The organism is Permianibacter fluminis (assembly GCF_013179735.1).
GTDB classification, from domain to species: Bacteria; Pseudomonadota; Gammaproteobacteria; order Enterobacterales; family Permianibacteraceae; genus Permianibacter; species Permianibacter fluminis.
This window is the reverse complement of the sequence record NZ_JABMEG010000001.1, coordinates 1948766-1974683: the sequence shown is the minus strand read 5'-3', so window position 1 is coordinate 1974683 and position 25918 is coordinate 1948766. Positions and strand designations below refer to the sequence as shown.

Sequence of the window (25918 nt, the reverse complement as noted above, 5' to 3'; positions counted from 1 at the left end):
CCACCAAACCCTAACGACAATCAACAATCGTTCGGCCCAGGCGCTTGCGGTCGAGCAAGTCATTGCAAGCCGGGATCACGTGGCGCAGCGCGACCGTCTCGGTAAAAATCCGTTCGAACGGAATCCGCCATTCGGCGCCGAGTTTCTGCCAGATTTGTTTGCGCAGCGGCATCGGGCAATTGGCCGAGCTGACCCCAAGCAACGAAACGCCGCGCAGGATCAGCGGAAACACCGTGGTCGGCAATTGTTCGCTGTCGGCCAGTCCGACGCAGGCGACATTGCCCCACAAATTCACATGCGCGATCAGTTTCGCCAATTGCTGGCCACCGACATTGTCGACAATGCCGCCAAAGCGGCCCGCTTCCAGTGGCCGGTCGCCCAGCTTCAGATCCGCCAGCGTGCACACCTCGCTGGCACCGAGCTGGCGCAGATAATCGTGATGCTCCGGTCGGCCCGACAGCGCAATGACCTCGTAACCCTGGCTGGCAAACAGCGCGACGGCAACACTGCCGACCCCACCGGTGGCGCCGGTGACCACAATCGGTCCTTTGTCCTTGCTTTGGTGATTTTCCAGCATCCGGTGCAGGCACAGAGCCGCGGTGAAACCCGCCGTGCCGAGCGTCATCGCTTGCGCCGCGGACAAACCGGCCGGCAGCGGAATAATCCAGTCGGCTGGCACCCGCGCCCGCTGGGCAAGGCCGCCATCCTGCGCTTCACCAAGGCCACAACCATTGACCAGCACGCGCTGTCCGACCGCAACCGCCGGCGAGCTCGACTCCAGCACGGTGCCGGCCAGATCGATGCCGGCATTGAGCGGATACGAGCGCAGGATTTTGCCGCGCCCGGTCACCGCCAGCGCGTCCTTGTAATTGATGCCGGAATACTCGACCGCCACCAGAACCTCGCCGGCCGACAGCTCGCTGTCGTTCATCTCGATCACGCGAGCATGAATCTGTTTTTTGTCCTGAACGACGTCCTGAAACACCCGGCAGGCGAGAAAACTCATGGCGCTATCCTCTGAGGGTCACGGCTTGGGATTGTAGCGGGTTCGATCTGCCCGTGCGCTCTGGCAATCATTGACCGCAACACAAATCAGCGCAAAACAAAACCCCGCCGCAGCGGGGTTTTGTAAAGCGGATATTGTGCCGCGCAAACGCGCGTCCGCATCAGGCCTTGGCGGTGGTGCTTTCGGCACCATGCATCCAGTCGACCAGCTTGCCGGAGACCAGCCACATCAGCACCGAGAACAGCACCAGCACGGCCGCAATGGCAGCAAACACGAACAGCAGACCAGAATGCTCCGGCATCACACCCATGCTGATGGCGAACTGCTGGACAAAACCATACTCGCCCGCGTGTTCCGTGAAAGCACCGATGTAGCCTGCCAGGAAGTAGGCGCAGGCCGGCATCAGGAACCAGACGCCCATGATCACCGACATCAACCGCAGCGGCGCCAGCTTGGTCATCAGGCTCAGGCCGACTGGCGAAATGCACAGCTCACCGAGCGTATGGAACAAATAGCCCAGCGTCAGCCAGATCATCGACATCTTGTGATCCGAGGTGCCCTGCATTTCGAACACGCCGAGAATCAGAAAACCGAAACCGATCGCGGTCAGCAAAATACCGGCCGACACTTTCAGTGGCGACGACGGGTTTTTGTTTTCCCGCGCCAACTTGACCCAGAGCCAGGCAAATACCGGCGCGAAGATCACGATGAACAGCGGGTTCAGCGACTGGAACCAACCGGCCGGTACTTCAAAGGCCCCCACCATCCGTTGGGTGTTGTCCTGCGCGACCAGGTTCAGCAGACCACCGGCTTGTTCAAACGCGGTCCAGAACATCATGATGAAGACAAACATCGACATCACAACGCGCAGGCGATCGCGCTCTTCATGGCTCAGCGGCTGCTTGACGCCACCGGTCGCTTCTCTCGAACGCTTGGCCGTTGGTACGACACCGATGTCGCCGAGAAAGCGCTTGGCGAACAGCAATTGAATCGCCACCGAGATCAGCATGCCAACGCCAGCGGAGAAATAGCCCCAGCGCCAGCCGTAATTCGGGTCTTCACCAAGGGTCGAGGTAATGAATGGCGCAATGAACGCACCGAGGTTGATGCCCATGTAGAAAATGGAGAACGCGGCATCACGGCGGGCATCGCCCTGCGGATACAGCTCACCGACCATGGTCGAAATGTTCGGCTTGAACAGACCGACGCCGGCGGCCATCAGCACCAGACCGATGTAATACAGCGTGATATCGCCCGGCACGGCAAAGAACAGCGTGAACTGTGCCGCCGACATGATCAGGCCGCCGAACAACACCGAGCGGCGCATGCCGAGAATGTTGTCGGCAATCCAGCCGCCGAGAATATTGGTGGCATAGGCCGAGCTGGTGTACCAGCCGTACAGGATCAGCGCTTGGCCACGATCCATGCCAAAGCCCGGATTGGCGCCATCAACGGCAGCAACCAGAGACAGGACTACCAGCGCACGCATGCCGTAGTAGCAGAAGCGTTCCCACATTTCGGTGGTGAACAACAAGAACAATCCCGCTGGATGGCCCAGCAAGGTTGTTTGGGGAATGTTGCGGCTCATTAACGACTCCGTAGCTGTCACCCGCCGGACGAAGACCCGTCCAGGCGTAATTTGTCTATTTTTTATGCTGGTCGGGACGCGCCCGCCAAGCTGGCCGACTTGATATCACAGGGGGATATAACGAACAAGGAAAATGCCGGTGGCCGCTTGTCACAACAAAGCTGCTGCAGCGCAGCAATTACCGGCTTTAGCGATGCAACGCAACGGCCGTTCAAGACGCAGTCGGATGAATCCAGCGAAAGGTAAAGTTCAGTCGCTCCGCGACCGGCTTGGACGTTTTCGGCAAGGCATGGCGATAGTTGGCCTGGGTGGCGCCGGCCATCAGCAGCAAATCGCCGTCTTGCAACAAAAGCTCCAATCGCTGCTGTTTTTGCCGCCGATGCTGCAGGCAAAACCGCCGCGCGGCGCCAAAACTCAGCGAGGCGATGACTGGCTCCGGCCCCAGCTCGGGCTCGTCATCACTGTGCCAGCCCATGCTGTCCTGGCCATTGCGATAACAGTTGGCCAGCACACTGTTGAAGCGGGCGCCACTGACCAGCTCGACGGCAAGCCGCAGCTCGGTCAGCAGCGGCGTCCACGGCAAGGGCTCGTTTCGTTTGCCGGAATAGACGTAAGCGCAATCCGGGTCGCCATACCAGGCCGTCAGCCGTGGCTGCAGCACCTCGCGGCCAAAAATGACGATCGGCTTCTGCTGCCAGGCCAGTGTCCGGCGCAGTTCCGCCTCGATATCGGCGCAGTCCTGCGCCGGCCACAGTGCGCGCCAGAGCTGTAACTCGGCGTTGGCTAGTACCGGTGTTTCAAAATCAGAAAAATGGGCTGGCTTTAACATGAACACCGCAACTCCATAATCCAGTCCGTTCTGGTCGCCCGCTCCGCCACCAGCCCTAGCCCCTCCTCAACGAGGAGGGGGATCAATCATGCCGTGCTGGCTTCACGTCACCAGCGGCCGTTACACTCGCGGGCGTTTTGTGGACCGGCGGTCAATCGCCGCCGGTAAAGGATTAGCAGTTTGTAGACTCACCGCTACAACATAACGAGATCAGGACATGACCTCCACCACCTTGGGCCAACAACACGTTCACGACCAACAACGTGGACATGAGTTGTTCGGCCACCCTGCCGGCGTGTACGTCTGCTTTTTTACCGAAATGTGGGAACGCTTTTCGTTTTACGGCATGAAGGCGCTGCTGGCGCTGTATCTGATTAAACATCATCTGTTCACCGATAGCGAAAGTCTGGCGGTGCTAGGCGCCTATGGCGGTCTGGTCTATGCGATGCCGGTACTCGGCGGCATTCTGGCCGACCGTTATCTGGGCATGCGCAAAGCGGTGGTGCTCGGTGGCATTCTGCTCTGCCTCGGTCATCTCGGCATGTCAGTCGAAGGCCATCAAGCCACGCTCAATGCCGATGGCAGCCCACAGCGCGATCTGTTTGCGCTGAGCATTTTCTATCTGTCGCTGTCCTTGATCATCAGCGGCGTCGGCTTTCTGAAGCCAAATATCTCGACCATCGTCGGCAAACTCTATCCGGACAATGATCCGCGCCGCGATTCCGGTTTCACCTTGTTTTACGCCGGCATCAACGTCGGCGCCATTTTCGCCAGTCTGGTCTGCGGTTATCTCGGTGAACGCTATGGCTGGGGCTATGGCTTTGGCGCCGCCGGCATCGGCATGTTGGCCGGACTGGCGGTGTTCCTGACCGGCCAAAAATACCTGGAAGGTCATGCCGAGCCGCCGCAGCCGGAACGGCTCAAACAAAAAGTGCTCGGCCCGATCAATATCGAATGGGCAATTTATCTCGGCAGCGTGTTGGGTTTACCGTTGCTGTGGCTCCTGATGCAACTGGGCCATGCCGTGTTCTCGTTGCAGGTATTGACGCTGGTGGGCTGGCTCGGCTGGCTCGGCTGGTACGTCACGACCCGCTGCGACAAAGTGCAGCGGGAACGCATGCTGGCCTGCGTGTTCTTTGTTTTCGTTTGCCTGCTGTTCTTCTCTCTGTACGAACAGACTTACGGTTCCTGGGTGCTGTTTACCGACCGCATGCTCGACAAGGATTTGTTCCCGAGCTTGGTGATCCGTGACGGCCACCCGATGCCGTGGTCAGTGATTCCGTTGGCGCTCAGTCCATTTGTGGTCGCCGCGGCACTGCGCATGAAAGGCAATCGCGGCCCGTCCTGGTTGCTCGGCAGTTTGACCGTCGTCGGTCTGGTGGCGATTTTCCGTGACAGCGTCGTGCTGCCGCAAACCGCCGGTTCACTGACCTATCTCGGCGCGCTGTTCATTGTGCTGCTGTCGCCGGTCATGGCCTGGTTGTGGCCGGCGCTGGAAAAGCGCGGCTGGAATCCGTCGAAACCGGTTAAAAGCGTGCTCGGTTTGGCGCTCGCTGGCTTGGCGTTTCTGCCGCTGGCCGCGGCCAATGCCACTGTCGGTCCGGATCAGATGGCCAGTGTCTGGTGGTTGGTGCTGGCTTATTTCGTCATCGAAGTCGGTGAAGTCACATTGTCGCCAATCGGCTTGTCGGCGGTGACCCAATTGTCGCTGCCAAATGTGGTCGGGCTGATGATGGGCGCCTGGTGGCTGGGCACCTCGTTCTCGGAACAAATGGCGGCGTTCTTCGGCACTTGGGCTGCCATCGATGTTCCGGCTGATGGTCAGATTGACATGGCCATGGCCACTGCCAAATACGGCGAGCTGTTCGACAAGATGGTCTTGCTAGGTCTGGTCTCGGCCGCGGTCTGCCTGTTGCTGGTGCCGCTGATCAAGCGCTGGATGCACGGCATCAAATAAGCGTGGGTCTCACGGCAGAGAAAAGGCGGCCTCCGGGCCGCTTTTTTTTTGCTTCGCCATTTCAGTGCTAGGCTTTCCTCACCGCCACCGCCGGAATGCCCATCATGAAACTGGTCGCCGATCTGATGACCCGCAACGTGCTCAGCTTGCGTGACAACCAGACCTTGAAAGAAGCCCACGCCCTGATCCGCGACAAAGGCATCCGTCATATTCCGATTGTCGATGCGCAAGACAACCTGGTTGGCGTCCTGAGCCAGCGGCCCTTGCTGGCATTCCTGCTGCAGGCTGTCGACAGTGGCGGCTTGCCGTATGCCAACAAACTGGAAGCGCGCACGCTCATCCGCGAACTGATGGAAGAACCCATGACCATCGCCCCGGAGCAACCCCTGATCACCGCCGGCAGCTATCTGCTCGACAACAAACAAGCCTGTCTGGTGGTGACCGAAGGCGGCAAGGTGACCGGCATTTTGAGCCCGGTGGATTTCATTCGCTGTGCGCTGCATTTTCTGGAAGCGAAAAACTGAGTGCTTGGCGCAAACAAAAGACCTGCCACTACCACTGGCAGCAGCAAGGCTGACGTGTACCGGTAGAAGCGGCCTTGGCCGCGATTTTTTTAACTTTCAAACCATCGCGGCCAAGGCCGCTCCTACGAAAACTGACAGAACGAATTGTCGTGGTGGGAGCGGCTTTAGCCGCGATTCTTTACTGACTAAACAATCGCGGCTAAAGCCGCTCCCACAAAACATTTAATCATCAAGATACTCGCGCAAACTCGACCACGCCTTCAGCTTCGCCGCAAGCGACTTGCCAGCATGCGCCGGACTGGTTGACGGCAGCTGCAACAGCGCAATGCCGGTCATATCCACCACCGGCAGCACATGCCGGCGAAACAAGGTGAACGCAGTGCCACCGTTGCAGGCGACCGCGCGCAAGTGCCGGCACTGCCGGAACAACGCCGGAAAATCATTTGGCACTTCACTGGCGCGGGCAATGGCCGAATCCAGACTGCCGGGCCGCTCGCAACTGGCCAGCACATCCCAGACTGCGATCCGACCAGCCTGGAGCGCGGCCACCCGCTGCGGGTACGGCAAGGCGACGTCAAATTCCAGCAAGGTAGCCATGATCGGCCAGAACGCATTGCGCGGATGGGCGTAATACTGCTGCGCTTGTAGCGAAGCGACGCCAGGCATGGTGCCAAGGATCAACACACGGGCGTGTGGCGTTTCAATGGCAGAAAAACTTTCAATCATCAAAGCGGTGACTCAAAGCTCACGGCGAAGCCAAAAGCCGGAATATGAAAGCGGTGAACATGCTTGCCCCCTCCCCCTTGACGGGGGGTCTTGCAGGGAATTGCAACGCATCCCAGTGGATGCGTTGCCCTGCGGGACGACGAGCACTCTGTGCTCGGCCGGGCGGGTTGGGGAGAGGGTGAAACATCAATCGAGATGACATTATTGCTATAGCGAGCACTGCCACCCTCTCCCCTGCCCCTCTCCCGTCAAGGGAGAGGGGAAATGTCAGCGCACATCGCAACGTTCAGGAATTTACCGAATCGATGTGATTCATTTCACTGGCAACAAATCCAGCGCCGCCGCCACCAGTGCTTTCACCCCGGTCCGCAGCGTCGGCGCCGGTACCGGCGCGAATTCTGGCGAGTGCAGCGCCGGCAGCGTCACTTCACCGCGCAGGGATTTTTCGTAGACCATCGGATCCACACCGCCGACCCAGAAAATCGTGCTGGGGATCTTGTCGGCGGTTTGGCCGTACATCGAGAAATCTTCGCCGGCCATGACCGGTTCGGTGGCCAGCACATGATCAGCACCAAGCGCTTTGCCAAATACCGCAACGAGATGCTCGGTCAGTTTCGGTTCATTCCAGGTGGATGGCGTGTATTCATCGCGCACGCGCACGTCCGGCATCGCGTCGGCCGGCATGCCGGCGGCCAGCGCGGTGCCGGTGACGATACGCTCGATCGATTTCAGCATCAGCTCGCGCACCGTCGGCGAATAGCTGCGCACCGTCAACGCCATTTTGACTTCTTCGGAAATGATGTTGGCTTTGGCGCCGCCGTGAATGGAGCCGACCGTGATCACCGCCGGTTCGCGCGGATCGATTTCGCGGCTGACGATGGTTTGCAAGGCCAGCACGACTTGCGCCGCCAGCACGATCGGATCCTTGGTCTTGTGCGGATAGGCGCCGTGACCGCCAACACCACGGATGGTGATATCGACGTTATCGACGCTGGCCAGTGCCGGGCCGATGCTGTACGCCACCGAACCGGCCGGATGCGATGCCGAGGTGTGCAGCGCAACGGCGTAATCCGGTTTCGGAAATTTGTCATACAGCCCGGCTTTCAGCATCGCTCTGGCGCCGCCGGAAACCTCTTCGGCAGGCTGGCCGACCAGCACCAACGTACCCTGCCATTCTTTTTGCCGCGCTTTCAGTTCACGGGCCGCACCGACCAGCGCGGTCATGTGGATATCGTGACCGCAGGCGTGCATCACGCCGACCGTTTGGCCGGCGTCATTTTTGCTGGTGACTTTGCTGGCGTACGGCAGACCGGTGTTTTCCACGACCGGCAGCGCATCCATGTCGGCACGCAGCAGCAAGGTGGGGCCGCTGCCATTCTTGAGCACCGCGACCACGCCATTGCCGCCAACGCCGGTGCTGACTTCATACCCCACGGCCTTGAGTTCCTTGGCGACCCGTTTGGCCGATTCGGTTTCACGAAACGACAGTTCCGGGTTTTGATGGAAATACAGATAGAGCTTTTCCAGATAGCGCGCTTCCTGCGTCATTCCGTCATCAGCCTGCACGGGCAATGGCTTAGCCGCCAGCGCGGCACCGACCGCCAATGGCAACAGGGCTGCGATAAGCCCGCGAGCGGTAAATTGCGATGACGTTTTTTCGTTCCGGGCCAACATCGTTTATGCTCCTGACAGGGGTTCAGACAGGCAGAGGACAAGGTCATGGAGCTTATCACCGATGAACGGATGTTGCGCCGGGCGGCCGAGCATCTGGCTGGCCATGATCGGGTCATGGCCGCGTTGATTGAGCAACATGGCATTAGCCGGATGACGCCGTGGCAGAACGAACCGTTTACCGCGCTGATCGGCGCCATCATTTCCCAGCAGCTGTCAGTCAAGGCTGCCGACACCATTGAAAAACGGGTGCTGAAAATCGGTGGCCGCGGCGACCGTTTTGTCGCCAGCAAATTGCTGGCCGCCAGTGACGAAGAGCTGCGCGCTTGCGGCCTGTCCGGCGCCAAGACCCGCTATATCAAGGGCATCGCCGAAGCCGCACAAAGCGGCCAGCTGAATCTGAAACGAATCCGCGATCTGCCTGACGACAAGCTGATTGAAACCCTGACCGAGCTGAATGGCATCGGCCGCTGGACCGCCGAGATGCTGATGATTTTTGCCTTCGGCCATTCCGATGTCATGAGCCTGGGTGATCTCGGCCTGCGCAAAGGCATTGAAGTGGCTTACGAACTCGACCACCGGCCCAGCGACAAGGTCATGCTGGGTACCGCCGAAATCTGGCGGCCGTATCGCTCGGTCGCCAGTTGGTATCTGTGGCGGGCGGCGGAAAGCGGGCCGGTGAATTAAGGAGACTCTGATTAAGTCTCCGTTCGCCCTGAGCCTGTCGAAGGGAGAACAGAATTACGCTGAAATATCGGTCATCTGTGGTTCGATGACCGCAGGAAATCCCCCTGCGGGACAAGCTCACCACGAACGGCAGTTGACGACTCAATCAGAGTCTCCTTAAGCAAGCGCTGATTCAGTTCTGAAATCAAAATCAAACCGCCACCCCGGCGAAAGCGCCTGTAGGAAGTACCCTTGGGGTGCCGGGGTCTATGGTCTCGATAAAAATGGATTCCGGCCTTCGCCGGAATGACAGCGTGATGACTTAATCAGAGCTTCCTTAATTGTCATCGCAGTGAGCTGGTCAATTCCAATCGCGCCACGCCCGGCACATTTCAGTCGTACGGTTTCAGGCGTAAAAACTGCCGCAGCAACGCCTCGATCTCGCTGCGCTGAAACGGCTTGCTGGCAAAGGCATCGCAACCGGCGGCCAGGCAGCGTTCGCGATCGCCACTCATGGCATTGGCGGTCAGTGCAATGATCGGATGATTGAAACCGCTGGCGCGCAATTTCTGCACCGCTTCATAACCGTCCATGCGCGGCATCTGCATGTCCATGAACACCAGATCGTAAGGCGATTGTTGCCCCGCTGCCTGCTCAATCATCGATAGCGCAATCAAGCCATCACCCGCAACATCCACCTGCACCCCGCAGGATTGCAAGACTTGGGTGGCCAGCTTGGCATTGACGGCGTTGTCTTCTGCCACCAGCACCCGACCGGCGAAGCGTTGACGCGGTTGGCCCGCATGCAGCAGCGGACTGCGCTCAAACTCGCTGACCAGCAATTGCTGATCGACCCGCTCGGCTGAGAATTCCAGGACAAACGTGCTGCCCTCGCCGGGCACGCTGTGGACCCGGATATCGCCGCCGAGCAACCGCGCCAGCTGGCGTGAAATGGCGAGGCCAAGACCGGTGCCGCCAAAGCGATGTGCGGTGCCAACATCGCCCTGTTCAAACGGATCGAAGATGCGCTGCAGATTGGCCGGCGCAATGCCGATGCCGGTGTCGCTGACCGCGATGCGAAATTTGGCCACCAGCTCATTGAGTTCGGTGCTGATCTGCAACTGAATCTGGCCAACCTCGGTAAATTTGATGGCATTGCCAAGCAAATTCAGCAGAATTTGCCGTAGCCGCAGCGGATCGGTAATCACCTGCGCCGGCAACGGAAAACGATAGTCGGTCAGCAGCAGTACTTGCTTCTGCTCGGCGCGCGGTTGCAGCAACTGCACCACTTCCTGAGCGATGGCCATGATGGAGCAGGGCTTCGTTTCCAGCTTCATGTGGCCGGCTTCGATGCGCGACAAATCCAGCACATCGTTGATCAGGGTCAGCAAGGTCTTGCTGCTGTCGAGCACGGTTTGCAGCGACGGCTTCAGCGGTGCCGGCATTTGCTTGTCGTCGAGCAACAGTTCGGTGTAACCCATGATGGCCGTCAGCGGCGTCCGGATTTCGTGACTCATGCTGGCCAGAAACTGACTCTTTGCCTGACTGCCGGCAACCGCCTGATCGCGTGCCTGTGACAGCTCAATAGTGCGCTCTGCCACTTCGCTTTCAATACGCGCCGCATAGTGACTGAACGACAACAGATAAATGCCGAGCGTGGCCGACAGCAACAACCCGACCAGCAGCAACAGCAGGGAACGATACGGCGTCGGCGCCAATGCCGCCGGCGTGGTCATGCTCAATTGCCAGGTGCGATCACCGAAAGCAACGCTGTAGTGATTTTCGGCCGCGACGGCGGTCTTGCTGGCGCTTTCGCTCGGTGCCGGTTCCGGCGCTGGCCAGCTCGCCAACCATTGCTGCTCGCCAGCATCGTTCTGCAATGACAAGCTGGCCTTCACACCGGTCACGACATCTTCGGTCATCGCCGTACGCAGCAGCAGCGCCGGATCGACCACGGCCAGCAAGATGCCGGCGAGCCGCGCTGGCGACTTGTCAGCTGGCTTTCTGTCAGCCCGATCTGTATCAACCTGATCTGCATCAACCTGATTCGTATCACTCTGATCTGTATCAACCTGATTCGTGTCAACCGGCTTCGCGCCGTCCTGCTCCGCTCCAGCCTGCTCCGCGCCGAGAACATAGGGCACGGCCGCCAGCACATCGCTCGCCGCGCTTTCGGTCGGCGTCGATGGCTGGACCAGGCCCACCTGGAATTGCAACTGCCGCTGAACGCGCCGAATCAGATCGGCGCTATCCGGTTGCGCCAGCAAATCGAGCCCGAGCAGCGAACGATAAAAGGCGCTCGGTTCGACATAGCTGACCGGAAAATAGTCGGGGCGCGGCAGCGCGCTGACCAGCACGCCGCCGCTTTGCTGGCGGATCTCAAAAGCTGGCTCGGTCTGTCGCTGTGCGTGTTCAAACGCGGTGCGTTCGGCCGGCGTGATATGTGGCAACCACTGCACCGAGCTGACCACCGGCACAAACGGCAGTTGTTGCAAAGCAAAGTTGCGAAATTCGGCGCGTGTCACCGATTCGGAACTGCTGAACAGCGCCGCCAGCATTTGCAGCGCTTGCCGCACGCTGGCTTGCTGTTGCTCCAACCGGTGCAGCACCCGGCTGTGCACCAGCTCCTGCTGGGCCTGCCACTCGACCACTTCGCGCTCTCGCCAATGCAGCGCGGTGACGGCACTGAGCACAGACGCAAACAACATGATCAATGACAAACCGATCCGGCGCGACAGCCGCAATTGCTGACCCGGCGACTGCCAGACATAGAGCAGGGGCAACAAGGCAATGACACCCATGCTGTCACCGCACCACCAAGTCAGCAGCGCTTCACTGAGATTACTGATGGGCAACTCATTGAGCAGCACCAGCACGGCGCTGCCCCAGAGCGGATTGATGAGGCAAGCAAGCGGCCCCACCAGCAACACTTGCCGCGCCAGTGAGCGGCCTGAACGCGGTGCCACGGTATCGCCACCATGACGCTGCCACAGCCACAATCCCGCCAGCGCCTGTGCCACCGCGCCGAGCGCAATCAACGCCGAAGCAACCCAGGCGTTGATGGTCGGCTGCTCGGCATAAATCAGCGCATTGAACAGTAGCGAGCCCAGAAAAATGCCGGGCCACAGGCGTCGACCAAACAAGGCCAGCGCGACAAACGCGATGCCGGCCGGCGGCCAGACCGGCATCACCATGGTCGGTGGCAGCGCCAGCAGGCGCGCCAGCAAGCCGCCAGCGAAATAGGCAACCGCCAATGCCAGGCAGGCAAGAACAGTGCGGGCAGCAGCGGGCATCCGTGGGCTCATTCCAGGCCATTCGTCCGGTTAACTATAGCGGCAAGCCGGCAAATGCTCGCGCTGTCACTGCGCAACCAGCATGGTCCGAATCGTTCGTGGGTCATGCCGGCACCAGCGGCTGATCGGAAAATACCGCCGTCACACCGAGCTGCCACAACGCCTTGGCCCGGGCCGGATCATTGACGGTCCAGATCAGCACGTCGCGGCCACTGGCGCGGACTGCGGCAATCTGTTCGGGCGTGATCAGCGAGTCGTCGTAGTGAAAGCTGACCGCCGCGAGGGCATCGAGCTCGGCCAGAATGCGCGGCAGCGGCCAGCGCCGCTCCAGCAACAAGCCGCGTGGCAGTTCCGGCAGATAGCGCTGAAATGCACGCAGCGATTGCAGCGAAAAACTGGAGATCAACAGCGGCAGCCGCGCCGACCAGTCACCGGCCCGCAGCAAATCGGCGACGGCGCGGGCGGTGGCGACGTAATCGACGGGATTGGGTTTCAATTCAATGTTGATGCCGATACCGTGATCGGCGCAGAACTGCAAAACATCCTGCAGCAGCGGAATGCGCTCACCGGCAAAGCGCGGTGAAAACCAGCTGCCGGCGTCCAGCTTGCGCAATTGTTGGTAACTCATCGCGTGTGCCCGACCGCGACCATTGCTGGTGCGATCCACGCTGTTGTCATGCAGCACAATCAACTCGCCGCTGGCACACAGCTTGGCATCGAGCTCGACCCAGCGCAGTCCGGCCTGCTGCGCCGCGACAAACGCTGCCATGGTGTTTTCCGGCGCTGCTGCCGCCAAACCGCGATGACCGATCACGCGCGCCGTGCGCAGCGAGGCCAGTGTGCTGTTGTGCATACGCCCTGACTCCTTCATCGCGGGCTCGTCGTGCATTCGAGATCGACCTTGAATTCGGGCTCCAGCATGAACGCGGCTCCGATGTGAATTCGAGATCGGGCTTGCAGGCTGGCGTGAGCCACATGGCGGCCAGATTGACCTCACTGCGCGGGCAGCGGCGCAAATCGTCGCGCTGCATTTTTCCGTCACCCGCCACTGCGCGGTTTCACCGCTGGCCACTGCATGGCAAGATGCCTGCATTCACCACCCGACACAAGCGGACGACGAGCCTTCATGCTGAACCGGATCTGGCTGGGCTTTTTTCTGGCGGCATTTGCCGGCGCGCTGTGGCAATGGCTGGTGCAGGACAACACCGCCATTTTTGCCACGCTGACCAGCGAAGCGTTTGCGATGGCGAAGCTGTCAGTGGATATCGCGCTCGGCCTGGTCGGCCTGCTCTGTTTATGGCTCGGCCTGTTGAAGATAGCTGACCACGCCGGTCTGACGGCCGGGTTGTCGCGCTTGCTGGCGCCTTTGTTCGGCAAACTGTTTCCGGAAATTCCGCGTGGCCACCCGGCGCTCGGCAGCATGGCGATGAATAGCGCCGCCAACCTGCTCGGACTCGACAACGCTGCGACACCGATCGGCCTGCGCGCGATGCAGGAGCTGCAGTCGCTGAATCCACTCGCCGACACCGCCAGCCGCGCCCAGATCCTGTTCATGGTGCTGAACACGGCGTCGCTGACGCTGTTTCCGGTCACCGTGATGATGTACCGGGCGCAAAGCGGCGCCAGCGATCCGGCCGCGGTGTTTCTACCGATTCTCGGCGCGACGGCCTGTGGCACCTGTGTCGGCTTGGGGCTGGTGGCGTGGCGGCTGCGGCTACCGGTGCTCAATCGGGTGGTTGGCGCCTATGTGCTGGCGGCGCTCGGGGTGATCGCATTGATGCTGCTGCCAGTGTTCTGGTTGCCGCACGACGCCCTGACCGGTTATTCCTCGGCGCTTGGCAATGGCCTGTTGCTGGCCGCCATCGCCAGCATTCTGCTGCTCGGCGCACGCAACAAGGTCGACTTGTTCGACAGCTTTATCGCCGGCGCCAAGGAAGGTTTTGCGCTGGCGATTCAGATATTGCCGTATCTCGTTGCGATGCTGGTGGCGATTGGCCTGCTGCGCGCCAGCGGTGTGCTGGATCTGCTGCTCGACGGCGTCCGCTACCTGGTGGCAACGGCTGGCGGCGATACTGCCTTTGTCGATGCCCTGCCGACCGGCATCATGAAAATGCTGTCCGGCTCCGGCGCCCGCGCCATGATGCTGGAGACCATGCGCCAGTTTGGCCCGGACAGTTTTGCCGCGCTGACCTCGGCGGTGATGCAAGGCAGCTCGGAAACGACGTTTTATGTGCTGGCGGTTTATGCCGGGTCGGTTGGCCTGAAGAAGCTCGGGCCGACGCTGATGTGCGCCGTGCTGGCAGACGTTGCCTGCATCGTTGCCGCCGTGCTGCTGAGTTATGCCTTCTTTGCTTGAGCGAGGGATGGGGCTGGTTGCGGCAGGCTGACAATGCGACCGGCCAATCCGGCCGACGGGTAATTCAGGCAAGGGACTATTCGGACAAGGTGCTGCCCGAGCCCTGCGCAATCCGGACAAGACTCAGACCGGGCAATGCTCAGCCCGGACAAAAACCACCCAGCCCATTTGTGCGATTAGCGACCAAAACCCCGCGCCGGATCAGGCGCTTTTTTTACACTGTCAGCGCGCGAACCCGTGCCAGATAAGTCCGCGCAAAACACTCAGGTTAGTCCTCACTTGCACCGGCGAAACGCGCCGCGCCGTTGCCCGATTGACAATTTCGTGACGCCGTTCGTCCACAGCCCGGGTTTCGCCGCAGTGCAGCGTCAAAGCGCCGGCTACAAAGACTGTACAATCCTTCGACAACGCCAAAAATAAGCGCTAACTCATTGAAATGGTTGATTTAAATATAATCGTACGTTTTTTGAGCAATTCAAGTTAAAGGCCAGAATCTGCTGGGCCGGCATCGGGTTTCGGCAAGATTTCACCAAAGTTATCCACAGAAATTGTGGACAGCTGATGACGGCTTCGTGAAACCTTCGTGCATCTCAGCTGCAAGCGGCAAGAATCCGTCGTGGAACCTTTTTTGTGACTTTTTTACCCCGGCCGACCGCCGACAAAACAACCGCTCTCAGGCCTTTTTGACCGCCGCCGAGATGGTGTAGTGAGCACCTTGCTTGCGCTTCTCGTAGTTGCCGAACACTTCGTTGAAGCTGCGTTTAACAAACTCGCGCAAGCCGTTGATTGTGACCACCACCAGCTCGCCGCCCGGCGCCAGATGATGCAGGGCGTCATAGAAATACAGATAGAACAGCTCATTGCCCGCTTTCGCCGGCAGGTTGGACACGATCAGGTCGAACTGGCGAGTGCCCACTTCCGACAGACCGTTGGACAGGAAGGCCTCGGCGTTCTTGATGCCGTTCGCCGCCAGATTTTTCTTGGTGTATTCGACCGCGACATAGTCCTTGTCGATCAGGGTGTGCATGCCTTGCGGCGCCATCCGGGCCAGCGTCATGCCGAGCACGCCGTAGCCACAGCCGACGTCGAGGGTCCGGGCGTCCGGCTTCGGCTCCACATAATCCAGCATCAGCCGCGAGCCCTCATCGACCTCTTTCGGCGAAAACAGACCGTGGGTGGTGGTAAACCTGAAATCGAAGCCACGGACATTGGCGGCAAAGTGCAGATCTTCGCGGTAGCGGCAGGCGGTCGGGTGCGGTGACGGCATGGTGGTTCCAGTTCAAGGCAGGCCGGCAGTCAGCGCTGCCGTGGCCGGAAGGGTCGCTATGCTACCATTGCGCCCCCATTGACCGGGCCAGTCGCATAGCGACGACTTCCTCATTCCCCTCGCCCCTTGTGGGAGAGGGTGGCACGCAGTGCCAGGAGAGGGGTGGGCATGCCGCGAGCGAACGACCGGATTCACCCAGTCCCCATTCGGCATGCTTGACTGAGCCCTACACTGAAGCCAATTCAACACCATGTCCGAACCCCGACTGTACCGTGTGATCTTCCTGAACCAGGGTCAGCACTACGAGCTGTATGCCCGCTATGTCTACCAGAGCGACATGTGGGGCTTTGTCGAGATCGAGGAACTGGTGTTCGGCGAGCGCAGCCAGCTCCTGGTTGACCCGGCTGAAGAAAAACTCAAAAACGAATTCGACGGCGTCCGCCGCAGCTATATTCCGGCACATGCGATTGTCCGCATTGACGAAGTCAGCAAAGTCGGCGAAGCGCGCATTACTGACGGGAAAGGCGAAAACGTCACGCCGTTTCCCGCCGGCATGCCAAGGCCGACGAAGAAGCCGGAATAATGATTCTGATCCCCCTCCTTTTTAAGGAGGGGTTAGGGGTGGTTGCGGAGTTTCTAATCGAACAGCTCTTTATCGCTGACAGCTTTGCGATCTGAGTTCAACCGCCCCCAACCCCGCCTTGACAAGGCGGGGAGCCAAAACATATTTGCTTTCGCACAATCCGAAGCTGTTCAAACGAGGTTTTTCCCGTGGCATTAATCGTTGCCCATTGCCGCCCCGGTTTCGAAACCGAATGCGCCGCCGAACTGGAAGCCATGGCGCAAGCCTGGGATACCGAACTCACCACCGAAATCCCGGCGCTCGGTGGTTTAGTGTTCGGTCGCGGCAATGTCCGCGCACTGGCAGAACAGATGGACGTCAAATTGCTGGTGTTCACCCGGCAATGGTTTCTCGCGCTGGAAGAAGTCGAGCTGGATCCGAAAAACCGTGTTGACGGCATCCTGAAAGCGCTCGGCCGCAGCAGTGGCGCCGCACTGTTCATCGAAAGCAGCGACAGCGAACCGGGCCGCGAATTGCAGGCACTGTGCCGCAGCATCACCGCACCGCTGGAACAGGCGCTGAAAAAAGCCGGCATGCTGCGCGAAGGCGACGCTTCCCAGAAAGGCAGCGATCAGCGCCTGCACGTCCTGTTCCTCGATGGCAGCCATGCGCTGGTCGGTTACGCACCGATTGCCCGCAGCCACAGCGAACCGATGGGCATTCGCCGCCTGCGCATGCCGAAAGATGCGCCAAGCCGCTCAACCCTGAAACTGGAAGAAGCGCTGCAGGAATTCATTCCCCGAGATCAATGGCCACACCGATTGAAGCCGCGCATGCGCGCCGTCGATCTCGGCGCCTGCCCCGGTGGCTGGACCTATCAGATGGTGCAGCTCGGCATTCATGTCACGGCGGTGGATCACGGCCAGATCGATCCCCGTTTGATGGCCACCGGCCAGGTCGAACACCGCGCACTCGACGGCTTTCTGTTCAAACCGGAACGCCGGGTCGACTGGCTGCTTTGCGACATGGTGGAAAAACCGATGCGAGTCGCCCAACTGCTGGCGAAATGGCTGCAGAACAACTGGTGCCGCGAAGCGATCATCAATCTGAAACTGCCGATGAAAAAACGCTTCGAAGAACTGGAGCGCTGCCTGGATACCATCGAGAAGCCGATGCTCGACAGGAACATCAGTTTTGAATTGCAGGTCAAGCATCTGTATTACGACCGCGAAGAAGTGACTTTGCATATTCGTGTATTGGGTCAAGGCTAATGCATATATTTATCGGGTTCGCTTACGCCACGATCAATCTATTTTTTATGATGTGGTATGGAATTAGCAGGCACAACTGGGAAGGGCCAAAGAGCATGCTTGGTATTTCCGCTGGGTACGTCGCAGTTGTGCTGGTGGCAATTTATGTCCCTCTATGGTTCGCGCGCAAAAAAACGCGAACCGCTGCGTTTATTGGCCTGCTCCCGCCTTGGCTGCTTTTAGGCCTGATTGCAATCCCGCAACAGGAAGCCCCACAGATGCTGCTTTGTATTTCGGGGATTTTCTCAACACTCTTTTTCGCAAGATTGTTGCTGGAACCGATATTTGCGAAATTGAACAACGAATAGAACAACCTAACTTGCATCATTTTTTGCGATTACGATTCCCTCCGAGAAAAAAATGAGCCACGAACTCCTGCTCGGCAAAACCGTGCTGTACAAGGATCAATACGATCCGAAACTGCTGCACCCGGTGCCACGGGCGCTGAACCGCGCCCATTTGCCGTTGACGACATTGCCATTCACCGGCGTCGATATCTGGAACGGCTACGAGCTGTCCTGGCTGAACGGCAAAGGCAAGCCGGTCGTTGCGCTGGGCGAATTCACCGTACCGTTCAACAGCCCGAATTTGATCGAATCAAAATCCTTCAAGCTCTACCTGAACTCATTCAATGGCACGCGCTTCAATGAATGGTCCGACGTTCAGCAAAAAATGCAGCAGGATTTGTCAGCGGCAGCCGGTGCCGACGTACGTGTCGAACTGAAGCCAGCCAGCGAAGCGGTGATGCGGCCACAATGGCCGGGCGATGGCCTGTGTCTTGATGAACTGGATATTGCCTGTACCGACTATGCCTTGCAGCCGGACTTGCTGGCCCTCGATCAGGCCCGCGCCGGCAAACCGATACGGGAAACCCTGCACAGCCAACTGCTCAAATCCAATTGCCCGGTTACCGGACAACCGGATTGGGCGACCGTGGTCGTGCGTTACCACGGCGCCGCCATCGACCACGCCAGCCTGCTGCGTTACATCGTTTCGTTCCGCAATCACGCCGAGTTTCATGAGCACTGCATCGAGCGGATGTTCTGCGATATCTGGCAGCGCTGCCAGCCGCAAGCCCTGACGGTATTTGCCCGTTACACCCGCCGCGGCGGTCTCGACATCAACCCCTACCGCAGCAGCGACGAAACCACCTACGACAATCGGCGAGCCGCCCGGCAATAAGCCGCGACAGCTGAACATCGCACAAAAACAAAGGCCGGCATGTCTGCACATGCCGGCCTTTGTTTTTAACAAGAGCAACTTTTGACGAGAGCAACGGCTCCCGCGCGGGCTGATTGCCGGATGGAATTACAGCAGCAAGCGCCGGATGTCACTCAGGTTCTTGGCCAGATGCGTGATAAAGCGCGCACCGACCGCACCATCAATGACCCGGTGGTCATAGGACAGCGACATCGGCAGCATCAGTCGCGGGACAAACTGCTTGCCGTCCCAGACCGGTTTCATGCTGCTCTTCGACAGACCCAGAATCGCCACGTTTGGCCAGGCCACGATCGGGGTGAAGTAGCTGCCACCGATGCCACCGAGCGACGAAATCGTGAAGGTGGAGCCTTGCATCGCATCGGCACCGAGTTTCTTCTCGCGGGCTTTCTTGCTGATTTCCGCCAGTTCTTCCGATAGTTGGAACACCGATTTCTTATCGACATCACGCACCACCGGCACCACCAAACCATCCGGGGTGTCGACGGCAACACCGATGTGCCAATATTTTTTCAGCACCAGCGTTTCGCCGTCCGGCGCCAGTGAGGCGTTGAAGCTCGGGAACGCCTGCAGCGTGTTGACCACGGCCTTCATGACAAACACCAGCGGGGTCAGTTTGATGCCGCGTTTTTCCGCTTCGTCTTTCGCACCCTGACGGAAGGCCTCCAGTTCGGTGATATCGGCATCGTCATGCTGGGTGACATGCGGAATGGTCAGCCAGTTGCGATGCAGATTGACGCTGGAGACTTTCTGGATGCGGGTGAGCTGACGGGTTTCCACCTCGCCCCATTTGCTGAAATCAATCGTCGGCAGCTCCGGCACACCGGCGCCGCTGCTGGCAACCGGTTTCGGCCGGTTGAGTTCGAATTTGACGAAGGACTGAATGTCTTCCTTCATCACCCGGCCTTTCGGACCGGACGCATTCACCTTGCCAAGATCGACGCCCAGTTCGCGGGCAAAGCGCCGTATCGCTGGCGAGGCGTGAACAATTTTCTCGCCCACTGCTTTGCGTTCGTACGGATAGTCCGGCACCGGTGCCGCACGATCCGTGCTAACCGATGGCATTGCTGCGGTGACAACGCTCGGCGCACTTGCAGCAACGCTTGTGCTGGGCGCCGGTGCCGCAGCCAGCGGTGCAGACGCGCCGCCAGCGACCTTGATAACGCCGATAACGCTGCCTTTCGAGACTTTGTCGCCGACTTTCAGCGCAATCGATTCGACCACACCGGACACCGACGATGGCACATCCATCGTGGCTTTTTCGCCTTCGACCACAATCAGCGTGTCGTCTTTCTTGACGGTATCGCCGACTTTCACGGCGATCTCGATCACATCGACATCTTTGGCGTCGCCAATATCCGGAACGGATACGGTCTCGCTACGGGCCGGGCCGCTGGCAGCAGCAGGTGCTGCTGCGACCGGCGCTGGTACCGCCGCAACCGGAGCGGGTGCTGATGCGGAAACTGCAGTCGGTGCTGGCGCAGGTGCAGACACCGCTGCGCTAGCACCGGCTTCTTCCAGCAACAAGATCAACGAACCTTGCGAGACCTTGTCGCCGACTTTCAGTTTCATTTCCTTGATGGTGCCAGCCGCTGGCGCCGGCACTTCCATCGTCGCCTTGTCGGTTTCCACGGTGATCAGCGTGTCGTCTTTCTTGATGACATCGCCGACCTTGACCGGCACTTCGATGACATCGACATTTTTGACGTCGCCAATGTCCGGTACGGTGATTTCACGGATTGCCATGTCGTGCGCTCCTTACACCGTGACCGGATTCGGTTTGTTGGGATCAATGCCATACAAGGTGATGGCATCCTTGACCGCCTTGGCCGGTACATCGCCACGGTCGGAAAGCGCTTTCAGCGCGGCGATCACGATGTAGTGACGATCCACTTCGAAGAACCGGCGCAGCGCAGCGCGCGAATCGGAACGACCGAAACCGTCAGTGCCAAGCACACGGTAATCGCCCGGTACCCATTGCCGAATCAGGTCGGCCAGCGATTTCTGGTAGTCGCTGGCGGCAACCACCGGGCCTTCGCGATCTTTCAGCACTTTGGCGACATACGGTGTTTGCGGTTTTTCATCCGGGTGCAGCAGATTCCAGCGATCGGCATCGAGGCCGTCACGGCGCAGCTCGGTGTAGCTGGTGACGCTCCAGATGTCGCTGACAACGCCGTGGTTGTCACGCAGCAGATCCGAGGCCGCCAACACTTCGTTCAAAATGGTGCCGGAACCGAACAGCTGCACTTTCGGCGCTTTCTTGCCTTTGCTCTTGCCAGCCGCTTTGGCGTCAAGCTCGCCTTCGCGCAGCAGGTACATGCCTTTCAGGATGCCCTCTTCGGCGCCTTTCGGCATCGCCGGCTGGACGTAGTTTTCGTTCATCAGCGTGATGTAATAGAAAACGTTTTCCTGTTTCTCGACCATGCGCTCCAGACCGTTCTGGACGATCACCGCCAGCTCATAGCCATAGGCCGGGTCGTAGGCAACGCAAGACGGAATGGTTGACGCCAGAATGTGCGAATGGCCATCTTGATGCTGCAGGCCTTCGCCGTTCAATGTGGTGCGGCCGGCGGTTGCGCCGAGCAGGAAGCCACGCGCCTGCATGTCACCGGCGGCCCAGGCCAGATCCATGGTCCGCTGCAGACCGAACATCGAATAGAAGATGTAGAACGGAATCATCGGGTAGTTGTTGCTGCTGTACGAGGTACCGGCTGCAATCCACGACGAGATCGCGCCCGCTTCGTTGATACCCTCTTCCAGCAACTGGCCCTTGATGTCTTCTTTGTAATACGACACCTGATCGGAATCGACCGGCTGATACAGCTGGCCAACCGACGAGTAAATGCCGTACTGACGGAACATGCCTTCCATGCCGAAGGTGCGAGCTTCGTCCGGAATGATCGGCACGCAACGCGAACCCAGCACCTTGTCTTTCATCAACACATTCAGCATGCGAACGAACGCCATGGTGGTGCTGATCTCACGATCGCCACTGCCGGCGGTGACTGCTTCAAACGCTTTCAGTGCCGGCACTTCCAGTGATTCGGCTTTGGCACGGCGCGCCGGCAGGAAACCACCAAGTGCCGAACGCCGCTCACGCAGGTATTTCATTTCCGGCGAGTCGGCCGGTGGCAAATAGAACGGCAGATCAGCCAGCTTGTCGTCCGGAATCGGCACGCGGAACCGATCGCGGAAGGCCTTGATCGCATCCAGATCCATTTTCTTCAATTGGTGAGCAATGTTCTTGCCTTCACCAATCGGGCCGAGGCCGTAACCCTTGACGGTTTTCGCCAGAATGACGGTTGGCTGACCTTTATGCGTGGTCGCAGCATGGAACGCGGCGTGCACTTTGTGCGGATCATGACCGCCGCGATTCAAGCGCCAGATGTCTTCGTCCGACATGTTGGCCACCATCGCCGCGGTTTCCGGATCTTTGCCGAAGAAGTTTTCCCGGGTGTATTTGCCACCGAAGGACTTGTAGTTCTGGTATTCGCCGTCAACGGTTTCTTCCATGATCCGGCGCAGCGCGCCTTTGGTGTCGCGAGCCAGCAGCGGGTCCCAATAACGGCCCCAGATCACCTTGATCACGTTCCAGCCAGCGCCACGGAAATCGGCTTCCAGTTCCTGAATGATTTTGCCGTTGCCACGGACCGGACCGTCGAGACGCTGCAGGTTGCAGTTGACGACGAAAATCAGGTTGTCGAGTTTCTCGCGACCGGCCATGCCGATGGCACCGAGCGATTCCGGCTCGTCCATTTCGCCGTCGCCCATAAAGGCCCAGACTTTGCGGCCGTCGGTTTTTTGCAGTTCGCGGTGTTCGAGGTAGCGCAGGAAACGCGCCTGATAAATGGCTTGCAGGGGCCCGAGGCCCATCGACACAGTCGGGAATTGCCAGAAGTCCGGCATCAGCCACGGATGCGGATACGAGGTCACACCTTTGCCATCGACGTCCTGACGGAAATGCGCCAGTTGTTCTTCGGTCAAGCGGCCTTCCATAAAGGCACGAGCATAAATGCCGGGCGAGGCATGGCCCTGGAAATAAATCAGATCACCGCCGTTGCCTTGGTCACCTTTGAAGAAGTGGTTGAACGCAACGTCATAAATGGTCGCCGACGACGCGAACGAGGAAATATGGCCGCCGAGTTCCAGATCGAGTTTGCCGGCACGCAGGACGATTGCCAACGCGTTCCAGCGAATGATCGAACGGATGCGCGCCTCGATGGCTTGGTCGCCCGGATACGGCGCTTCCTTCGACGGCGGAATGGTGTTCACGTAAGCCGTGGTCGCCGAGTACGGCAGGTAGGCACCGGAGCGGCGGGCCTTGTCGATCAGCTTTTCCAGCAGGTAGTGGGCGCGTTCGACGCCTTCGGCTTCGAGTACGCCATCAAGGGCGTCGAGCCATTCCTGGGTTTCGGTCGGGTCGTTGTCGGGCAGTCGGTCGAGCGACATGATGGGCTCCTTAATACAATTCGGCTGACGTCATTCGGGTTCACCGGCACGGCGCTGGGCGCGGATACCGGCGGTCTGGCCGCCATGCTGCCAATTGAGTGACTGTTATTGCTTGGCTAGCTCTTAGCTATGGCGGCATGCCGACCGGCTTTGCGGGCGACAAACTGCCGGCAAGTCTAGGCTGGTCAAGGAGAAAAGCTACGGCTGGACTGCCATTCCAGCTCGGGGTCAGACCAGATGGCCAGCCTTTTCGGCAATATTTTACTTGCAGGTAAGTAAAATACAGGATTACCATCGCCACATCCTCGAACACCGAGGGCTAACTGCCATGATGTGGCTCGCTGCCTCACCCCAATCAGGACTGTCCATGAGCGCCCGTCGCGATACCCGAACCGAAGTGCTGGAGCTGGCGGAGAAGCTGCTGCATGAGCGCGGCTTTCGTGGCTTCTCCTACGCCGACATTGCCGGTCCGCTCGGCATCAAACCCGCTGCCATCCATTACCACTTCCAGGGCAAGGAAGAGCTCGGGGTCGCGTTGATCGAGCGCATCCGGGACCGGCTCAAGGAAGCGCAGATCCGGTTTGCCGCCGAGCAAACCCCTTGGGATCAGCAGCTCGATTTCCTGTTCAACTACTACCGCCGCCATGCCAGCGAAAACTGCGCCGTCTGCGCGGTGGGCGTTGCGGCCATTGAGGCCGACAGCATCCCGCACAGCATGCAAATCCAGGTTCGGCTGCTGATCAAGGAAGTGCTGAACGCGCTGGTCCAGATGCTGGCCCGCGGCCGCGATGCCGGTCAGTTCCACTTTGAAGGCCGGGCCGAAGAGCGCGCCACGCTGGTACTGGCGGCGTTGGGTGGTGCCCTGCAGTTGCAGCGGCTGACCGGTCTGCCCCAGCTGGAAACGGTCATTGCCGAACTGCAGCATGGCCTGGCGAGCCTGCACTGATTTTTATTTACGGAAGACACTTACTTATTAGTAAGTATATGGAGGTCATCATGAGCACGTTCCCGCTGCAAGCCCGCCCGTCCCCTGCCCTGTCATTACCGGTCGCGGCCGGACCATGGGCAATTTTCGCCCCGGTACTCGGCATGGCTGGCGCTGTTCTGCTGATGTTGTTGCCGACGTTCGGCTTCGGCGACGCGGGCCCGGTCTATGCCGCGTTCAGCCTCGGCATCGCCACGCTGTATCTGGCTCTGGTGCCGATCTGCGAACGTAGCGGCCGCGCTGCCATGGTACTGGCCGTTGCCAACGCCATCGCCGGCATCGCCCTGGTCGATTGGACCTCGGCCTTGCACGGCTGGCTGAGCTTGCAAACGGTGATCGCCGCCTTGTGGTTGCTGCGCGACCAGAACCGTGGCGAGCGCGCGTTGGCCGGCCTGATTCTCGGCCTGAACGCCGGCGCCGTGGCCGCACTGGGTTTCAGTTTGTCGGGCTGATGCCGCTCCGGCAGAATGACGACCGAGCCTGCAGGAGTTGTCATGTCTCGTCGTCGTTCTGCCACGCTGGCAGCTGTTTTTGTTTTTCTGTTGATTCCGCTGATTCCGCTGATTGCCTTGCTGGCGCCGCCCCCGGTTTCAGCCAGCGAAACGGCGCTGCTGGATCTGGCCGCGCAGCAGCATTTCCCCGAACCGCGCGAAGCCAAACTGTTGCAGTACCGGTTGCTGAATTATCTGCAGCAAGTCGGCGCGCTGTACGACCAACCGGAAAGCAGCAAGCGGCAAGCGGATATCGCCGAAGCCTTCGATACGCTGGGCAAAACCTATGGCCGTCTCGGCATGCCGGTGATGGCAGCGTTTTATTACGATCAGGCGCTGCGGCTGGAGCCAAACTCCAGCCATCACAAAGCCGATCTGGGCGCCGCGCTGCTCCAGATTGGCGAGCTCGACGCCGGCAAACGGCTGTTGCTGCAATCACTGCAGGGCGATGATCATGCCGATCATGATCGCAGCGTTGCGGTCGGTCTGATCCAACTCGGCGCGTACCCTGACGCTGACCGGATTTTTCGCGACGTGATCAAAACCACCGCTGAAGCGAGCGACCGGCATTACGCCTACCTCATGCTGTCGCTGCTGCAACCGCTGCTGGGCGACGCCAGTCGCAACGCCTTGCCACCGCCACCAAAAGCTGAGCGCAACCAATGGCCGGCGCTCGCCGCAGGCTGGTTTGCACTGACTGACGAAACCGACTTGACCGCCTATTTGACCGCGCTGCAAAGCAAGGACAGCGACCGCTTCCGCGAGCAATTGTGCGAAGCGCTGTTCTACCGTGGCTGGTATTGGCAGGGTGTCGGCAAGCCTGATCGCGCCCGCGACTATTTCAAAGCTGTCCTGCAAATGAATCTGCCGTCGTTCGATGAGACGCAACTGGCCCGCTATTTTCTCAATCGAATGCAACCGATCATGCCGGCATCGCGCGGCAGCTCGTTCGATCCGATGCCGGTCAGCTGACCGGCATCGTCGCTATCGCTGCTAACGCTACTCACACCCTTCAACCCG

Annotated in this window: 21 protein-coding genes; 11 read left to right on the top strand and 10 right to left on the bottom strand. The window is 59.6% G+C overall.

Annotated elements, in window-relative coordinates:
* Positions 1–10: 10 nt before the first annotated feature.
* The 3 genes from HPT27_RS08490 to HPT27_RS08480 all read right to left on the bottom strand — a co-directional run bounded on the left by HPT27_RS08490 (position 11) and on the right by HPT27_RS08480 (position 3423).
* Positions 11–1006: a YhdH/YhfP family quinone oxidoreductase gene (locus HPT27_RS08490; protein WP_172241707.1), complete on the bottom strand. Its 996-nt coding sequence runs from the start codon at positions 1004–1006 to the stop codon at positions 11–13.
* Positions 1007–1166: 160 nt separating this feature from the next.
* Positions 1167–2594 (bottom strand): peptide MFS transporter, encoded by a 1428-nt coding sequence (locus HPT27_RS08485; protein WP_172241704.1) that lies wholly within the window; start codon positions 2592–2594, stop codon positions 1167–1169.
* A 211-nt stretch (positions 2595–2805) separates the two neighbouring features.
* A complete protein-coding gene (locus HPT27_RS08480) occupies positions 2806–3423 on the bottom strand; it encodes an alpha-ketoglutarate-dependent dioxygenase AlkB family protein (protein ID WP_172241701.1) in 618 nt (205 codons plus the stop codon).
* Positions 3424–3640: 217 nt separating this feature from the next.
* Here HPT27_RS08480 and HPT27_RS08475 point away from each other — a divergent pair, with 217 nt between their 5' ends.
* Together HPT27_RS08475 and HPT27_RS08470 are read left to right on the top strand one after the other, a co-directional pair.
* Positions 3641–5380 (top strand): peptide MFS transporter, encoded by a 1740-nt coding sequence (locus HPT27_RS08475; RefSeq protein ID WP_172241698.1) that lies wholly within the window; start codon positions 3641–3643, stop codon positions 5378–5380.
* A 104-nt stretch (positions 5381–5484) separates the two neighbouring features.
* Positions 5485–5904: a CBS domain-containing protein gene (locus HPT27_RS08470; RefSeq protein WP_172241695.1), complete on the top strand. Its 420-nt coding sequence runs from the start codon at positions 5485–5487 to the stop codon at positions 5902–5904.
* 222 nt (positions 5905–6126) lie between these two features.
* Here the strand turns inward: HPT27_RS08470 and HPT27_RS08465 are convergent, their stop codons facing one another.
* Positions 6127–6630 (bottom strand): DNA-deoxyinosine glycosylase, encoded by a 504-nt coding sequence (locus HPT27_RS08465; RefSeq protein WP_172241692.1) that lies wholly within the window; start codon positions 6628–6630, stop codon positions 6127–6129.
* A gap of 312 nt (positions 6631–6942) precedes the next feature.
* Entirely contained in the window at positions 6943–8304 is a 1362-nt protein-coding gene (locus HPT27_RS08460) for an amidohydrolase (protein ID WP_172241689.1), read from the bottom strand.
* A 45-nt stretch (positions 8305–8349) separates the two neighbouring features.
* Here HPT27_RS08460 and HPT27_RS08455 point away from each other — a divergent pair, with 45 nt between their 5' ends.
* Entirely contained in the window at positions 8350–8988 is a 639-nt protein-coding gene (locus HPT27_RS08455) for a DNA-3-methyladenine glycosylase family protein (RefSeq protein ID WP_172241686.1), read from the top strand.
* A gap of 371 nt (positions 8989–9359) precedes the next feature.
* On the opposite strand, the gene HPT27_RS08450 is transcribed toward HPT27_RS08455, so the two are convergent.
* Together HPT27_RS08450 and HPT27_RS08445 are read right to left on the bottom strand one after the other, a co-directional pair.
* On the bottom strand, positions 9360–12260 hold the full coding sequence (locus HPT27_RS08450) for an ATP-binding protein (protein WP_172241683.1): 2901 nt from the start codon (positions 12258–12260) through the stop codon (positions 9360–9362).
* Between the two features lie 103 nt (positions 12261–12363).
* Positions 12364–13113 (bottom strand): glycerophosphodiester phosphodiesterase family protein, encoded by a 750-nt coding sequence (locus HPT27_RS08445; RefSeq protein ID WP_172241680.1) that lies wholly within the window; start codon positions 13111–13113, stop codon positions 12364–12366.
* 273 nt (positions 13114–13386) lie between these two features.
* On the opposite strand from HPT27_RS08445, the gene HPT27_RS08440 reads away from it, so the two are divergent.
* Entirely contained in the window at positions 13387–14616 is a 1230-nt protein-coding gene (locus tag HPT27_RS08440; protein WP_172241677.1) for a nucleoside recognition domain-containing protein, read from the top strand.
* 673 nt (positions 14617–15289) lie between these two features.
* Here HPT27_RS08440 and HPT27_RS08435 read toward each other — a convergent pair.
* The gene (locus HPT27_RS08435) at positions 15290–15883 is read right to left on the bottom strand and encodes a class I SAM-dependent methyltransferase (RefSeq protein WP_172241674.1); all 594 of its coding nucleotides are present in this window, start codon (positions 15881–15883) and stop codon (positions 15290–15292) included.
* Between the two features lie 250 nt (positions 15884–16133).
* Between HPT27_RS08435 and HPT27_RS08430 the strand changes: the two genes are divergently transcribed.
* The 4 genes from HPT27_RS08430 (at position 16134) to queF (ending at position 18937) form a co-directional block, all read left to right on the top strand.
* Positions 16134–16466 carry a DUF1820 family protein gene (locus HPT27_RS08430; RefSeq protein ID WP_172241671.1) on the top strand — a complete coding sequence of 111 codons (333 nt, stop codon included), beginning with the start codon at positions 16134–16136 and terminating at the stop codon, positions 16464–16466.
* 188 nt (positions 16467–16654) lie between these two features.
* The gene (gene rlmM, locus HPT27_RS08425; RefSeq protein ID WP_172241668.1) at positions 16655–17716 is read left to right on the top strand and encodes a 23S rRNA (cytidine(2498)-2'-O)-methyltransferase RlmM; all 1062 of its coding nucleotides are present in this window, start codon (positions 16655–16657) and stop codon (positions 17714–17716) included.
* Complete coding sequence (locus tag HPT27_RS08420; RefSeq protein ID WP_172241665.1) at positions 17716–18063, top strand: hypothetical protein; 348 nt, start codon at positions 17716–17718, stop codon at positions 18061–18063. The genes rlmM and HPT27_RS08420 overlap by 1 nt, the downstream gene beginning before the upstream one ends.
* A gap of 52 nt (positions 18064–18115) precedes the next feature.
* On the top strand, positions 18116–18937 hold the full coding sequence (queF, locus tag HPT27_RS08415) for an NADPH-dependent 7-cyano-7-deazaguanine reductase QueF (RefSeq protein ID WP_172241662.1): 822 nt from the start codon (positions 18116–18118) through the stop codon (positions 18935–18937).
* A 126-nt stretch (positions 18938–19063) separates the two neighbouring features.
* Here the strand turns inward: queF and aceF are convergent, their stop codons facing one another.
* The gene (gene aceF, locus HPT27_RS08410) at positions 19064–20719 is read right to left on the bottom strand and encodes a dihydrolipoyllysine-residue acetyltransferase (protein ID WP_172241659.1); all 1656 of its coding nucleotides are present in this window, start codon (positions 20717–20719) and stop codon (positions 19064–19066) included.
* A gap of 12 nt (positions 20720–20731) precedes the next feature.
* Entirely contained in the window at positions 20732–23407 is a 2676-nt protein-coding gene (gene aceE / locus HPT27_RS08405) for a pyruvate dehydrogenase (acetyl-transferring), homodimeric type (RefSeq protein WP_211198023.1), read from the bottom strand.
* A 382-nt stretch (positions 23408–23789) separates the two neighbouring features.
* Between aceE and HPT27_RS08400 the strand changes: the two genes are divergently transcribed.
* The 3 genes from HPT27_RS08400 to HPT27_RS08390 are packed head-to-tail and all read left to right on the top strand — an operon-like array spanning position 23790 to position 25870.
* Entirely contained in the window at positions 23790–24368 is a 579-nt protein-coding gene (locus HPT27_RS08400) for a TetR/AcrR family transcriptional regulator (protein ID WP_172241653.1), read from the top strand.
* Positions 24369–24418: 50 nt separating this feature from the next.
* Positions 24419–24859, top strand: a complete 441-nt coding sequence (locus tag HPT27_RS08395; protein ID WP_172241650.1) for a hypothetical protein — start codon at positions 24419–24421, stop codon at positions 24857–24859.
* A gap of 42 nt (positions 24860–24901) precedes the next feature.
* Positions 24902–25870 (top strand): tetratricopeptide repeat protein, encoded by a 969-nt coding sequence (locus HPT27_RS08390; protein ID WP_172241647.1) that lies wholly within the window; start codon positions 24902–24904, stop codon positions 25868–25870.
* Positions 25871–25918 lie beyond the last annotated feature (48 nt).